Annotated in this window: 8 protein-coding genes and 1 pseudogene; 6 read left to right on the forward strand and 3 right to left on the reverse strand. The window is 71.1% G+C overall.

Annotated elements, in window-relative coordinates:
• Positions 1 to 82: 82 nt before the first annotated feature.
• From ACTWQJ_RS10635 to ACTWQJ_RS10655, 5 genes are all read left to right on the forward strand, one after another.
• A complete protein-coding gene (locus ACTWQJ_RS10635; protein ID WP_443306385.1) occupies positions 83 to 1018 on the forward strand; it encodes a carbohydrate ABC transporter permease in 936 nt (311 codons plus the stop codon).
• 132 nt (positions 1019 to 1150) lie between these two features.
• The gene (locus tag ACTWQJ_RS10640) at positions 1151 to 3358 is read left to right on the forward strand and encodes a 1,4-beta-glucanase (protein ID WP_443306386.1); all 2208 of its coding nucleotides are present in this window, start codon (positions 1151 to 1153) and stop codon (positions 3356 to 3358) included.
• A complete protein-coding gene (locus ACTWQJ_RS10645; protein WP_443306387.1) occupies positions 3358 to 5340 on the forward strand; it encodes a beta-galactosidase in 1983 nt (660 codons plus the stop codon). The genes ACTWQJ_RS10640 and ACTWQJ_RS10645 overlap by 1 nt, the downstream gene beginning before the upstream one ends.
• Positions 5337 to 7541, forward strand: coding sequence for a glycosyl hydrolase family 95 catalytic domain-containing protein (locus tag ACTWQJ_RS10650; protein WP_443306388.1), 2205 nt, complete (start codon positions 5337 to 5339; stop codon positions 7539 to 7541). The genes ACTWQJ_RS10645 and ACTWQJ_RS10650 overlap by 4 nt, the downstream gene beginning before the upstream one ends.
• A 25-nt stretch (positions 7542 to 7566) precedes the next feature.
• Positions 7567 to 8280 (forward strand): glycoside hydrolase family 12 protein, encoded by a 714-nt coding sequence (locus tag ACTWQJ_RS10655; RefSeq protein ID WP_443306389.1) that lies wholly within the window; start codon positions 7567 to 7569, stop codon positions 8278 to 8280.
• A gap of 30 nt (positions 8281 to 8310) precedes the next feature.
• Here ACTWQJ_RS10655 and ACTWQJ_RS10660 read toward each other — a convergent pair whose 3' ends face one another.
• Positions 8311 to 9501 carry a sulfotransferase family protein gene (locus tag ACTWQJ_RS10660; RefSeq protein ID WP_443306390.1) on the reverse strand — a complete coding sequence of 397 codons (1191 nt, stop codon included), beginning with the start codon at positions 9499 to 9501 and terminating at the stop codon, positions 8311 to 8313.
• A gap of 341 nt (positions 9502 to 9842) precedes the next feature.
• Between ACTWQJ_RS10660 and ACTWQJ_RS10665 the strand changes: the two are divergent.
• Positions 9843 to 10289, forward strand: a pseudogene (locus ACTWQJ_RS10665) (hypothetical protein); the annotation flags it as partial.
• Positions 10290 to 10358: 69 nt separating this feature from the next.
• On the opposite strand, the gene ACTWQJ_RS10670 reads toward ACTWQJ_RS10665, so the two are convergent.
• Together ACTWQJ_RS10670 and ACTWQJ_RS10675 are read right to left on the reverse strand one after the other, a co-directional pair.
• The gene (locus ACTWQJ_RS10670) at positions 10359 to 12491 is read right to left on the reverse strand and encodes a glycoside hydrolase family 36 protein (protein WP_443306391.1); all 2133 of its coding nucleotides are present in this window, start codon (positions 12489 to 12491) and stop codon (positions 10359 to 10361) included.
• Positions 12492 to 12657: 166 nt separating this feature from the next.
• Positions 12658 to 14462, reverse strand: a 1805-nt coding sequence (locus ACTWQJ_RS10675) for a glycoside hydrolase family 31 protein (protein WP_443306392.1), incomplete at its 5' end; no start/stop codon positions are given.

Here is a 14462-nt window from a genome sequence, read left to right on the forward strand (position 1 = left end):
ACGCATCGCCCTCCTTCGGCCTGCTCTTCAGGAGTCCGCTTGCTTCCCGCTCTGGCGACCGGGTCATTCTTGGAGGTTTCCGGTGACCGCCGTCATAGACAAGCCGGTGCGGGAGCCTCGTTGGTGGGCGGCGCCACCGCGGCCGACGTGGGAGGAAGAGCCTTCCAAGGCCGGCCTCGCGGGCAAGGGCCTCGCTCTGACGCTGGCCTGCCTTGCGATTCTCTTCCCGCTGTGGATCGTGGTCGTCACCAGTCTCTCCTCGCGCAAGACCATCGACGAGGCCGGCGGACTGGTGATGGTGCCCAAGGGCATCACCTTCATCGCCTACAAGGAGCTGCTGAGCGGCGGTCAGGTCACTCGGGCGACGATCATCAGTCTCCTCGTCACCCTGGTCGGCACGCTGTTTTCGATGACCGTGTCCGTGCTGTGTGCGTACGGACTGTCCCGGACCGGGTCGCTCGGGCACCGCTGGATCCTGATGACACTGCTGGCGACGATGTTCTTCAGCGCCGGGCTCATCCCGACGTATCTGCTGGTGCAGACCCTGGGGCTGACCGACACCTACCTCGCGCTGATCCTGCCGAGTGCGATCAGCGTCTTCAACATCCTTGTGCTGCGGGGCTTCTTCATGGGGATCTCGCAGGAGCTCATCGACAGCGCCCGCATCGACGGGGCCGGTGACTTCCGGATCCTGTGGCAGATCGTCATGCCGCTCTCGCGGGCCGTCATCGCGGTGATCACTCTGTTCTACGCCGTGGGGTACTGGAGCGCGTGGTTCAACGCCTCGCTCTACCTCAACGACCAGGACATGATGCCGCTGCAGAACGTCATGATCCAGCTGGTTCAGAAGCAGGAGGCCCCGGTCGGACTGGGGCAGGCGATCAAGACCGGTCAGCTGTCGGGGCTGGCCGTGCAGATGGCGGTCATGGTCATGGCTCTGCTGCCCGTGGCTGTGCTGTCGCCCTTCGTCCAGCGGCACTTCAAGAAAGGCATGCTCACCGGAGCGGTTAAGGGCTGAAGCCCGAGCGGGTGGGGTTCGGGGAGCTGCGGTTGTGTTTTGGCCGCGGGTTGGTTGTGGTTGGTCGCGCAGTTCCCCGCGCCCCTTTGAGGTTTCTCTACGTCCCCCCAATCTTCCAAGTCGAGGTATGTCATGCGCACGTCCCGACCCAGCAGACGCGCCGTCCTTGCCGGGACTGCCGCCGCGCTCGCCGTCGTTCCCGTCCTCGGAAGCCCGGCACAGGCAGCCCGAGCCTCGGCCGCCTCCGCCTACCGCTGGCGCACCGTCGTCATCGGCGGCACCGGATTCATCACCGGCGTGCTGTTCCATCCCTCCGTGCGCGGGCTCGCCTACGCCCGTACCGACATCGGCGGCGCCTACCGCTGGGACGACCGGGCGGCCCGCTGGACCCCGTTGACCGATCACCTCGGCTGGGACGACTGGAACCTGCTCGGCGTGGAGGCGATGGCGGTCGACCCCGCCCACCCCGACCGGGTCTACCTGGCCCTCGGCACCTACGCCCAGCCCTGGGCCGGCAACGGCGCGATCCTGCGCTCCGAGGACCGCGGCGCCACCTGGAAGCGCACCGACCTGACCGTGAAGCTCGGCGCCAACGAGGACGGACGGGGAGCCGGCGAGCGGCTGCTCGTCGATCCGCGGGACAGCGACACCCTGTGGCTGGGCACCCGGCACGACGGTCTGCTCAAGTCGACCGACCGGGGCGCCACTTGGGCAGCCGTGACCGGCTTCCCGGCGACGCCGAGCGCCTCCGGGCAGGGGGTCACCCTGCTCGTCGCGGCCGGGCGGGCCGTCTACGCCGGCTGGGGTGACGGGGACGGGAGCTCGCCCCACCTCTACCGGACCACCGACGGCACCACCTGGCACCCCGTTCCCGGACAGCCCACCGGCACGCACGCCAAGGTCCTGATCCGTGCCGCCTACGACCGCCACACACGCGCGCTGTACGTGACGTACGCCGACGCCCCCGGCCCCAACGGCCAGTCCGACGGCAGCGTGCACAAGCTGGCCACGGCGACCGGCACATGGACCGACGTCACGCCGGCGAAGCCGGGGAGGACCACCCCCGACGGGTCGGCCGACAGCTTCGGCTACGGCGGCGTCGCCGTCGACGCCCGTCGCCCTGGCACCGTCGTCGTCTCGACCAACAACCGCTGGGCCGCCGTCGACACGCTCTACCGTTCCACGGACGGCGGTCGCACCTGGACGTCCCTCAAGGACTCCGCTGTGTTCGACGTCTCCGAGACTCCTTACCTCAAGTGGGGTGGTGACGAGCCGAAGTTCGGCTGGTGGATCCAGGCGCTCGCTGTCGACCCGTACGACTCGAAGCACATCGTCTACGGCACCGGCGCCACCCTCTACGGCACCCGTGACCTGAAGAACTGGGCCCCGCAGATCCGCGGCCTGGAGGAGACGTCCGTGCGCCAGCTGATCTCGCCCCCGGTCGGAGAGGCGCACCTGATCAGCGGACTCGGGGACATCGGGGTGATGTACCACGAGCGGCTCACGGCGTCCCCCTCCCGCGGCATGGCGACGAACCCCGTGTTCGGGTCGGCGACGGGACTCGCGCAGGCCGCGGGCAGGCCGGCGTACGTCGTGCGCACCGGGTGGGGCGATCACGGCAACGGCGCCTACTCGAACGACGGGGGCCGGACCTGGGCGCCCTTCGCGGCCCAGCCCGACATCGCCAAGAGCGCACCGGGGCCGATCGCCACCAACGCCGACGGCAGCGTGCTGCTGTGGTCCTTCGTGCACTGGGACGGCACGAAGTACGCAGCCCACCGATCCGCCGACAACGGCGCGACCTGGTCCGAGGTCTCCTCCTTCCCGAAGGGCGCCACGCCGGTCGCCGACCCGGCCGACCCGACGCTCTTCTACGCGTACGACACCGACACTGGAACGCTGTACGCCAGCACTGACAGTGGCCGTTCCTTCACCGCCCGTGCGGCCGCCCTGCCCTCCGGGGACAGTCAGTTCAAGATCGCTGTTGCTCCCGGGCGCAGTGGCGATCTGTGGCTCTCCACCAAGTCGAACGGGCTGTGCCGCTCCACCGACGGGGGCGTCACCTTCGCCAAGGTCGACAGCTGCTGGGCCTCGCACACCGTCGGCTTCGGCAAGGCCGCCGACGGCGCTGCATACCCCGCGATCTACCAGGTGGGCTCCACCGAGGCCATCACCGCCGTCTACCGCTCCGACGACGAGGCGAAGACCTGGGTGCGGATCAACGACGACGCCCACCAGTGGGGCTGGACCGGCGAGGCCATCACCGGCGACCCGCGCATCCACGGCCGCGTCTACCTCGCCACCAACGGGCGCGGAATCCAGTACGGGGAGCCCGTCTGATGCCGACCCGCAAAGGCCCCGCGCTCACCGACGCCACCCGCGGCCGCATCCTCTTCGGCGGCGACTACAACCCCGAGCAGTGGCCCGAGGAGACCTGGCTCGAGGACGTCCGCCTGATGAAGGACGCCGGCGTCAACTCCGTCACCCTCGGCGTCTTCTCCTGGGCGAAGCTCGAACCCCGCCCGGGAGTACGGGAATTCGGCTGGCTGGACCGGCTCATGGACCTGATGCACGCAGCCGGCATCGGCGTCGTCCTCGCCACCCCCACCGCCTCACCGCCCCCCTGGCTGGGCCGCCTCCACCCGGACACCCTGCCCCGCGACGCCGACGGCCGCGTCGAGCACTGGGGCGGCCGCCAGCACTTCTCCCACTCCAGCGCCACCTACCGTCGGCACGCCGCCGCCATCACCGAGGACCTCGCCGCCCGCTACGGCGCCCACCCCGCCCTCACGATGTGGCACATCAACAACGAGTACTGCACCTTCGACTACGGCGACGAGGCCGCCGAACGCTTCCGCCGCTGGCTCCAGGACAGATACGGCACCCTCGACGCCCTCAACACCGCCTGGGGCACCGCCTTCTGGAGCCAGGGCTACGACACCTGGTCCGGCATCCTGCCCCCGCGCCACGCGCACTACCTGAAGAACCCCACCCAGGTGCTCGACTTCCGGCGCTTCACCTCCGACATGCTCCTGGAGTGCTACGTCGCCGAGCGGGACATCGTCCGCCGGCGCTCCCCGCACATCCCGGTCACCAGCAACTTCATGCCGCTGTGGATCGGCCAGGACGCCTGGCGCTGGGCCGAGGAGGAGGACGTCGTCTCCGTCGACCTCTACCCGGACCCGCGGGACCCGCTCGGCGCACAGCAGGGCGCGCTGGTTCAGGACATGACCCGCTCCCAGGCGCGTGGCCCCTGGATGCTGATGGAGCAGGCGGCCGGCCCCGTCAACTGGCGCGGCGTGAACCACCCCAAGCCGCGTGGCCTCAACCGGCTGTGGTCCCTCCAGGCCGTGGCGCGCGGTGCGGACGCCGTCTGCTACTTCCAGTGGCGGCAGTCCCGGCAGGGCGCGGAGAAGTTCCACTCCGGGATGGTCAGTCACGCGGGGGAGCAGGGCCGTACCTTCCAGGAGGTCAAGCAGCTCGGCGCCGAGCTCGCGAAGATCGGCCCCGAGGTGACGGGCAGCCACCTGGAAGCCGAGGTCGCGATCCTGCACGACTGGCACTCCTGGTGGGCCGGCGCCCAGGAGGGCCGCCTGTCCACCGAGGTCGACCACCCGGCCGTCCTGGGCACCTGGCACCGCGCCCTCTGGGAGGCGCACCTCACCACCGACTTCGCTCATCCCGAGCACGACCTGTCCGGCTACCGCCTCGTCGTCGTCCCGCAGCTCTACCTCCTCACCGACCGGGCGATCGAGAACCTCCTGACGTACGTCCGCGGGGGCGGCACCCTCGTCTGCGGCTTCCTGACCGGCGTCGCCGACGAGGACGACCGGGTGCGGCCGGGCGGCATGGACGGCCGACTGCGCGAGCTGTTCGGCATCCGCACCCTGCACGAGTGGTGGCCGCTGGACGCGGGGGAGACCGTCGAGTGCGACGGCTTCCGCGGCACGCTCTGGTCGGAGGAGATCGAAGCCGCACCGGACGCCGACGAGACGATCCCCTACAAGGGCGGTGAACTCGACGGACTGCCCGCCGTCCTGCGCAGGGGCAGCGCCTGGTACGTCTCCACACTCCCGGAGCCGGACGCCCTGAAGGACCTGCTCACCCGCGCCGCTGCCGAGGCCGGCGCCCGCCCGGTCGTCGACGGCCTCCCCGCCGGGGTCGAGGCGGTACGCCGCGGTGAGCTGCTCTTCGTGCTCAACCACGGGCGCGAGCCGGTCACCGTCCCCGTCCCGGGCACCCTGCACGACCTGCTCACCGACACGTCCGTCACCGGCGAGGTCCGCCTGGACCGCTACGGAGTGGCGGTGCTGAAGCCATGACACGGTCCGGCCCCGTCCACGGCACCTGGGAACCGCACCCGGCCGTCCGCTGGGAGGACGCCTTCCTGAGCGGCAACGGCCACCACGGCGTCCTCGTGTTCGGAGATCCGAACGACGACCGTGTCATCGTCACCCACCACACCCTCGTACGCCCCAACGGCGGCGAACGCGCCCGCCCCCCGCACCTGGCCGCCGACCTCCCCGCCCTCCAGGACCGTCTGCTCGCCGGTGACCTCACCGCGGCGGAGGGCTTCACGGACGGACGGCCGCTGCAGTGGGTGCAGCCCTTCCATCCCGCCTTCCAGCTACGGCTGCGCAGACCGGCCGGGGACGTGCACGACTACCGGCGACATGTCGACTTCACCACCGGCGAGGTCACCGCCCGCAGCGCCGACTGGACCGGCCGTGTCTTCGTCTCCCGCGCCGACGACGTGATCGTCCAGCAGATCGCGGGCCCGGGACTCACGCTCGACATCCACCAGGACCACCAACTCCCGGGCACACCGGCCGCGCTGGCCCTCAGCCACGGCACCCTCCTCACCCCCGAGGGCGCCGCGCTGACCCTCCGGGCCGGCTACCCGGACAGCGACCGCGCCTACACCGGAGTGACCCTGGTCGCCGTCACGGGCGGCACGGCGACCCTGGTCCCGCCCGGGGTGCGCGTGACGGGAGCCGAGTCCGTGCTGCTCCTCACCCGGGTGCGCCGGCACACCGGCGAGCTGGACGTCGTGGAAGAGACCCGGGCCCTGCGCGAGCTCCTCACCGAGCAGCCGTACGACGATCTCCTCGACCGCCACGCACGCCTCCACCGCACCTCCTACACCCGCGTCACCCTCGATCTGGCCGCCGACCCGGCCGACCGCGCCCTCCCCGGCTCCGAGCTGATCGAACGCCCGCAGAGCCCAGCCCTCCTCGAACGCCTCTTCGCGGCCGGCCGCTACCACCTCCTCTCCTCCAGCGGCCTGAACCCGCCCCGTCTCACCGGCCTGTGGACCGGCGACTGGAACACCGCCTGGTCCGGCGCCTTCACCACCAACGCCAACCTCAACCTCCAGACCGCGTCCGCCGCCTCCGCCGGACTCCCCGAAGTTACGGAAGCCCTGGCAGCCCTGATCCAGCGCCAGCTTCCCGACTGGCGGGAGAACGCCCGCGCGATCTACGGCGCCCGAGGCGTCGTGGCGCCCACGCACACCGACGGCGAGTCCGGATTCACGTACCACTACAGCCGCGAATACCCCCTCCACTTGTGGACCGCCGGCGCCGACTGGCTGCTCAAGCCCCTCGTCGACCACGACGAGACCCGCGGCGAACGCGATCCCCGTACCGCCGCCGTCCTCGCCGAAGTCGCCCGGTTCTACGAGGATTTCCTGACCCGGACCGACACCGACGGGCATCTGGTCGTCGTGCCGTCCTACTCGCCGGAGAACCGCCCCGCCAACGCGAGCTGGGGCTCGGTCAACGCCGCCATGGATCTCTCCGCGGCCCGGCACGCCCTTCTCACGGCGGCCGAGTACCACCCCGGACAGGCCCCGCGTTGGCGCGCCCTCGCCGACCGCCTCCCGCCCCACCGCATCAACGCCGACGGCGCCCTCGCCGAATGGGCCTGGCCCGGCCTGGAGGACACCTACGACCACCGTCACCTCAGCCACCTCTACGGCGTCTGGCCGCTCGACGAGATCGACCCGTACGACACCCCCGACCTGGCGGCCGCCGCCCACCGGGCGCTGGAGCTGTGCGGCGCCGAGAACGACTCGGCGCACGGCCATCTGCACCACGCCCTGATCGCGGCCCGGCTGCGGGACAGCGAGCGGGTCGCGCGGGCGCTCGCGAGTGTCCTGGACGGCGACTTCTTCCACGCCTCCCTGATGAGCGCCCACTACCCCCACCGGAACGTCTACAACGCGGACGCCGCCCACGCCCTCCCGGCGGTGCTCATCGAGATGCTCGTGCAGTCGACCCCCGACCGGCTGGTCCTGCTCCCCGCGCTGCCGGCCGGCCTCCCTGCGGGCGAACTCCGGGGAATCCGCACCCGGTTCGGCGCCGAGCTCGACCTCACCTGGAGCCCGGACGACGCCACCGCCGTCCTGCGGCCCACCCGCACCCAGCGCATCGAAGTCAGGACTTCCTCCGGCGCACAGCCGCTCGACCTCGTCGCCGGAGAGGCCTGCGTCCTCACCCTGGGGGCGCAGGAGACCCCGTAATCCCCCCACCCATGGAAGGGACACCATGGCATCAAGCACGCTCGGCAAGGTCACCAAGGCCCTGCTGGCCCCGGCCCTCGCGCTCGGCGCCACCGTCGGCCTCGCCTCCGCCCCCGCCCACGCCGCCGTCTGGAACTCCTGCGACCAGTGGGGCAACACGAACCTGAACGGCTACACGCTCTACAACAACATCTGGGGCAGCGGCGCCGGCAGCCAGTGCATCTGGGCCAACTCCGGCACCAACTGGGGAGTCTGGGCCGACCACCCCAACACCGGCGGCATCAAGTCCTACCCCAACTCCAAGAAGGTGATCAACAAGACGATCACCTCACTCGGCTCGCTCACCAGCAACTACAACGTCACCGTCCCCTCGTCCGGCGCGTACAACACGTCGTACGACATCTGGGACACCGACTACGACTACGAGATCATGCTCTGGGTGAACTACAACGGAGCCGTCGGCCCGCTCGGCACCTCGCAGGGCAGCGTCACCCTCGGCGGCCACACCTGGAACGTCTACAAGGGCAACAACGGCGCCAACGAGGTCTTCTCGTTCCTGCGGACCTCCGACTCCACCTCCGGCACCGTCAACATCCTCCCGATCCTGAAGTGGATCAAGGACACCAAGGGCTGGATGGGCAACGAGACCATCGGCGACGTGCAGTTCGGCTACGAGGTCACCTCGTCGTCCGGCGGCCTGGACTTCATCACCAACAACCTGACGGTCAGCAGCAGCTGACAGGCGATCAGGGTTCGGTCGGCCGTGCCGTCAGGCGCGGTCGACCTCGGCCCGCAGGGCGTTGTAGTCCGCGAAGGCCGACTCGACGTCGGCGCGGGTCAGGCCGTAGCGGGACAGGTCGTAGCGGTGGGGGCGGGTGCCCTTGGGGCGGGCCGTGACCTCGGGGAGCCTGGCGGCCTCCGCCTCGGTCCAGCGGGCACCGACGGCGGCGTAGAGCTTCGGGGCGCCGCCGACAGCGGGGTCGGACCCGAGCCAGGAGTACGGGACGTCCACCAGGGCCTCTCGCGGGATGGCGGCACGGGACGCCAGGCCGCGCGCCGCGGAGCGGCTCAGCAGTTCGAGCCAGGTGGCGCCGATGCCGTGCAGGTCGACGGGGCGGGTGCTGAGGACCATGCCGTGCTCGATGAGGCTGCAGAACGACGCCATGACGGTGGCCGGGTCGCGGTGGCTCCACACGATCGTGGCATCCGGGAAGACCGTGCGCAGCGCGTCGAGGTTCTCCAGGTGCATGGGGGACTTCAGGATCCAGCGGCGGCGCGGGCGGCCGTACTGAAGGACCTGGTAGACCTGCTTGAGGTGGCGGTAGTCGGGGACGAAGTCCCGCTCGTAATGCCAGGCCTGGTACTCGGGTATGCGGGCCGAGGACAGCGGCATCAGGGCGTGCGGGAGGGCGAAGGTGCACTCCTCGGGACCCTCGGCGACCAGGGGATGGATGTCGCGGAAGCGTGGCGCGAACAGATTGGTTCCCTGGACCAGGTGACGCGCAGGCGCCGTCGCCTTGCGCCGCCGGCCGGGCGGTACCTCCAGGTCGGGCGTGAGCAGCTCCCACAGCAGGGGGCTGCGGTGCTCGTCCGAAAGGGACAGCACGCCGTGGGTGAGCGTCGTCGCGGTGCGCGGCAGGCCCACCACGAACACCGGCTTCTCGACCGGCTCCTGCTCGATCGCGGGACACTCGGCGATCAGCCGCCGGATCCGGGCCCGGTTGGTGAGATGCCTGCGGACGTGGGTCTGCGCGGACTGCCAGCCGACCGGAGTGAGGTTCTCGGCCTTGGCCCAACAGCGCAGCAGGAACCGGAAGTCGTCGACGAACTGCTGGTCCCCCTCCGCCTGCCCGGCCTTGGCGACGAGCCGGTCGAAGACCCGGTCGGGCACGCGCCGGGAGCCGAACCCCGGCCGGAGCAGCAGATCGGCCAGGGCGAGGGGGAGCGGAGCGGAGGACATCGGGGACGGCTTCCCTTCGAGGGCGAGACGACGGCAGGTTCGGCGGGGGCGAACGTATCTCATCGAACGGGCTTGCTGTGCCTATAAGTACACAGGGAGGGCCCGCCAGTGAGCTCTGGGAGAGTTCAGTCCCCCGCCTTCTCGGCCAGGAAGGCGCTCAGGTTGTCGAGGAGCATGGTGCTGCCTTGCTCGGCCACGTCGCGTTCTTCGGCGGTGTCGCAGGTCTGGCTGAGCACGATCTGTGTGTGGTGGCTGTCCTGCTCACCGAGCTCCATGGTCATGACCGCGGGCGCGGGCTTGCCGGGTACGTCCATGCCGATCACCAGACGGCGGTTCTCGGCCACGGAGGTGAAGCCATGCGGCCGACGGTGGTCGGTCAACTCCGGTACGTCGTCGGTCTGCTCAAGAACAGCCGCGCCGAGCCCATCCAGCACGAGCTGTACGCGGTGGCGGCCGAGTTGGCCCGTCTCACCGGCTGGACGCACTTCGACGCGCGCCAGTACAGCCAGGCCCGTACGTACTTCGCCGCGGCTCTGCAACTGGCCGAACAGATCGGCGACCGACAGTTCGTGGCCAACGCGCTGGCGTGCATGAGCCTTCAAGCGGCCTACCAGGACAAGCCCGGAGACGCACTGGCGTACGTCAGTGCCGCCCAGGATGAGGCTCATGCCGCCGTCGGGACGACCCCGCGCGTGCTGTCGATGCCGGCCATGCGGGAAGCCTTCGCCCATGCCGCGCTCGGCAACCGCACCGCCACTCATGCGGCGATCTCCGAGGCGCACCGGCACGGCTCCGCCGTTCTGCAGGAACAGCGCCTCGGCGCCGTCGAGAACGGGCCGAAGGCTGTCAGCCGGACCCTATGCGCCCGAAGCGAGCCGGACCAGCAGCACGCCGGGCGCGCGCGGCAGCGACACCCGCAGCCCGTCGCCGTCCCAGACCGCCGAGCCGGCGCCCATAGCGGACGGATGCAGGATCTCCGCACGGACCTCGCGGGCCGCCAAGTGACCCATCCGCAGGCGGAGTTCGGTCTCGCGTGAGGTCCCGGCTTCGGCTTCGCCACCCCGCCGCCACACCGAGACGTACGACGGCCCGCCCGGTACCCGCATCCCCAGCGCCAGCCATTCGTCCGTCCAGCCCGGCAGACCGAGCGGCCAGAACGGCACCGCCTGCGCGAGATCCCCGCGGATCGTCTTGTACGTGTCCACCGCGTCCCGTACGAGCCCCAGCTGGTGCTCCGACATGCGGTTCAGGTGGCCCGAGAGGTGGATGCGGCCGAGCAGTGCCCCGCCCAGCGTGAAGGTGATCAGGTCGTCGTCGAACTCGGGCTGCGGGTAGGCCCAGACGGCGCTCTGCTCGGGCGGGGCCGCCGTGGGAGCCGCGGCGGCGATCGGCGGGTAGCGCAGGGGATCCCGCTGGTCGCTGGTGGACTGGAGCTGGGTGACGGCCAGCGTGGCCCCGTCCATCCGCATCCCGCCCGAGGCGCAGTTCTCGATCACCAGCCCCGGGTGCCGGTCCAGCACCTCGGACAGCCAGTCGAGGTACGCGTGGGCGTGGCCGAGCAGCCCCGCGCCGGGTGCGAGGTCGCCGGCGGCAAGGGTGCCCGGGTCGACCACGATGTTGTAGTCCAGCTTGAGATAGCCCACTCCCCAGTCGCCGACGATCCGGTCCACCGTCTTGTCGAGGTGCGCGCGGGCGGCCGGATGCCGCAGGTCCAGCTGGTGGCGGCCCTGTTCGGCGATGCGCACACCGTCCCGCTGGAAGAACGCCTCGGGCGGGAGCGCGGACGCGACCGGGCTGCGCACCCCGACGACCTCCGGTTCCAGCCACAGCCCGGGCACCATGCCACGCTCCCGGATCCGGTCCAGGACCGCCGCGAGCCCGCCGTCGGGGAAGCGGCGCGACGAGGGCAGCCACTCGCCGACTGCGTCCCACCAGCCCTGTGTGTCGTCGTCGTACCAGCCGGAGTCGATGCAGAAGTACTCCGCGCCGGCCTCGGCGGCCGTGTCGATCAGCGGCAGCAGCTTCTCGGTCGTCGGGTCGCCCATCAGCGTGTTCATGTAGTCGTTGAAGACGACGGGCAGCGCGGTGTGGTCCGGGTGGGGGCGGCGTACGGCGCGGCGGTACGAGGTCAGGGCGCCCAGCGCCGCGTCGAAGCCGTCGCCGAGGGCCAGCGCTCCCGGCGCCGTCGTGAACTCCTCACCCGGCGCCAGCCGGACCCGCCACTGGTGCTCGGCGTCCGTGGGGCCGTTCAGCGCCAGATACGTCCCGTGCGCGCGTTCGCCCAGGTCCCAGCGCCAGCCGGCCGGCGACTCCACCTGCCACAGCCAGGTCCGGCCACCGCCCCGCTCCGTCAGCGCCCCCATCGCCAGATGGCCGTCGGTGGGCCAGCTGCCGCACCCGGCGAGGACGAGGGCGGCCCGGCTGTCGTGCTGGTGGGCGTCGACGTGGATGTCGGCGACCGTGTCGCGCAGCGGCTCGGTGTACCAACGGCACTCCGCCAGCCAGTCGTTGCGGGCCCGGTGCACGTCCAGCGTGTCGGGGGAGGGCAGGCCGCCGAGCAGCAGGCTGCTGACGGACTGGAGGACGAGAGCTTCCGTGCCGTCGTTGCGGAGCCGGACGCGGGAGCGGAGTACGGGCACTCCGGTGGGGGAGGACAGCTCGGCGAAGGCCGTCAGCCCGGTTGCCGGGTCGTGAAGTTCGACGGTCAGCCGGTCCCAGCCTCCGCGCGTACCACTGCGGTGATCCCGGTGACGCAGCCGCGTACCGAAGGCGGTACCGGTGAAGCGCGGTCCGGACCACCCGCTCCCGTGGCCCAGGGCGGTCAACTCGACCAGCGGCAGGGCGGATTCGGGGTCAGCCGACCCGGCGCCATCGGGAACTGCCAGTCGGACCAGCCGCAGTGTCCCGTCCGAGGCGGTCGCGAACTCGGCCTCCAGGCCCGAATGCCCCCAGGAGAATCCGTTCCGCGTCGCATCCGCCGTACCGGTCACGATGCTGCCCCCTCCCGAAACAAGGTGACGTTCGGCAACGCGAGCGCATGGGCGCCGGACATCGACCGGATCGAACTGGGCCGGATCGTCGGCTGAGGGATGTCCGCAGGGCCTCGGCCACCGCATCGCCGGTGGCCGAGGCCCTCCCCTCCTGCATGCCCCGCTGCTACCCGGCGACCGGCAGCGAGGCCCCGTCCCGCAGGAACAGCGGGATCCGGTCCAGCGGGGCGTCGACCGTCACGGCCGCACCGCCCTCGTACGTCTCACCCGTCCACGCGTCCGTCCAGGTCGCGCCCGCCGGGAGATACACCGTGCGGGCCGTGGCGCCCGCCGTCAGCACCGGCGCGACCAGCAGATCGCGGCCGAAGAGATACGCGTCGTCGACCGCCCAGGCCGCCTGGTCCTCGGGGAACTCCAGGAACAGCGGCCGCATCACCGGCAGGCCCTCCTCGTGGGCCTCGCGCATGACGTCGAGGATGTACGGCTTCAGGCGCTCACGCAGCCGCAGGTACTGCTCCAGGATCGCCCCGGCCTCCTCGCCGTACGACCAGACCTCGTTCGGGCCGCCGGTCATCTCCGGGCCGAGCGGCATGCCCGGGTCGCGGAAGCCGTGCAGGCGCATCAGCGGGGACAGCGCGCCGAACTGGAACCAGCGGACCATCACCTCCTGGTACGCCGGGTCGTCCGGGTCGCCGCCGTGGAAGCCGCCGATGTCCGTATTCCACCACGGGATGCCCGAGAGCGCGGTGTTGAGGCCGGCCGCGATCTGGCGGCGCAGGGTCGCGAAGTCGGTGCCGATGTCGCCGGACCACAGGGCGGCGCCGTAGCGCTGACTGCCTGCCCACGCCGAGCGGTTGAGGGTGATGATGTCGGACTCGCCTTCTGCGAGCAGGCCCTCGTAGAAGGTGCGGGCGTTCTCGGCCGGGTACATGTTCCCGACCTCCAGGCCCGGGCCCGCCCAGTAGCGCAGGTTCTCCTGGAAGCCGGGCTTCAGCTCCGGCTCGCAGGCGTCCAGCCAGAAGGCCGTGATGCCGTACGGGGCAAGGTAGTTGTCGCGTACCTTCGACCACACGAACTCGCGGGCGTCCGGGTTGGTGGCGTCGTAGAAGGCGACCTGGACGGTGGAGGCGACCTCCTTGTCCGGCCAGTCGGCGTGCGCCATCGGGCCGTACTGGGTGCCGATGAAGTAGCCGCGCTGCTCCATGACCGGATGGTTCTCGCTCAGCGGGGACACCGACGGCCACACCGACACGACCAGCTTGATGCCGAGCTCGTCCAGCTCCCGCACCATCGCCGCCGGGTCGGGCCACTCCTTCGGGTCGAACTTCCACTCGCCCAGGTGCGTCCAGTGGAAGAAGTCGCAGACGATGACATCGATGGGCAGGCCACGGCGCTTGTACTCCCGGGCCACGGCGAGGAGTTCGTCCTGGGTGCGGTAGCGCAGCTTGCACTGCCAGAAGCCCGCCGCCCACTGAGGCAGCATCGGCGTACGGCCCGTGGCCGCGCTGTAGCGGCGCTGGGCGTCGGCCGGGGCGCCGGCGGTGATCCAGTAGTCGATCTGGCGGGCGGAGTCGGCGACCCAGCGGGTGCCGTTGTGCGCGAGCTCCACGCGGCCGATCGCCGGGTTGTTCCACAGCAGGGTGTAGCCGCGGCTGGAGGTCAGCACCGGGATGCCGACCTCGGCGTTGCGCTGGACCAGGTCGAGGACCAGGCCCTTCTGGTCCAGCCGCCCGTGCTGGTGCTGGCCGAGGCCGTACAGCTTCTCGCCCTCGTAGGCGGCGAACCGCTGCTCCAGGCGGTGGTGGCCGTTGCCGACGGTGGTGTAGAGGCGCGGGCCGGGCCACCAGAAGTGGGCGCGTTCCTCGGCGAGCAGCTCGTCCCCGCCGGCGGTGTCGAGGAACCGGATCAGGCCCTCGGCGTCGACGTGCACGGTCAGCGCACCGACGGTCAGCCGGCCCTCCCCGTCCACGA

The organism is Streptomyces sp. KR55 (assembly GCF_052245645.1).
Classification (GTDB): domain Bacteria; phylum Actinomycetota; class Actinomycetes; order Streptomycetales; family Streptomycetaceae; genus Streptomyces; species Streptomyces flavusporus.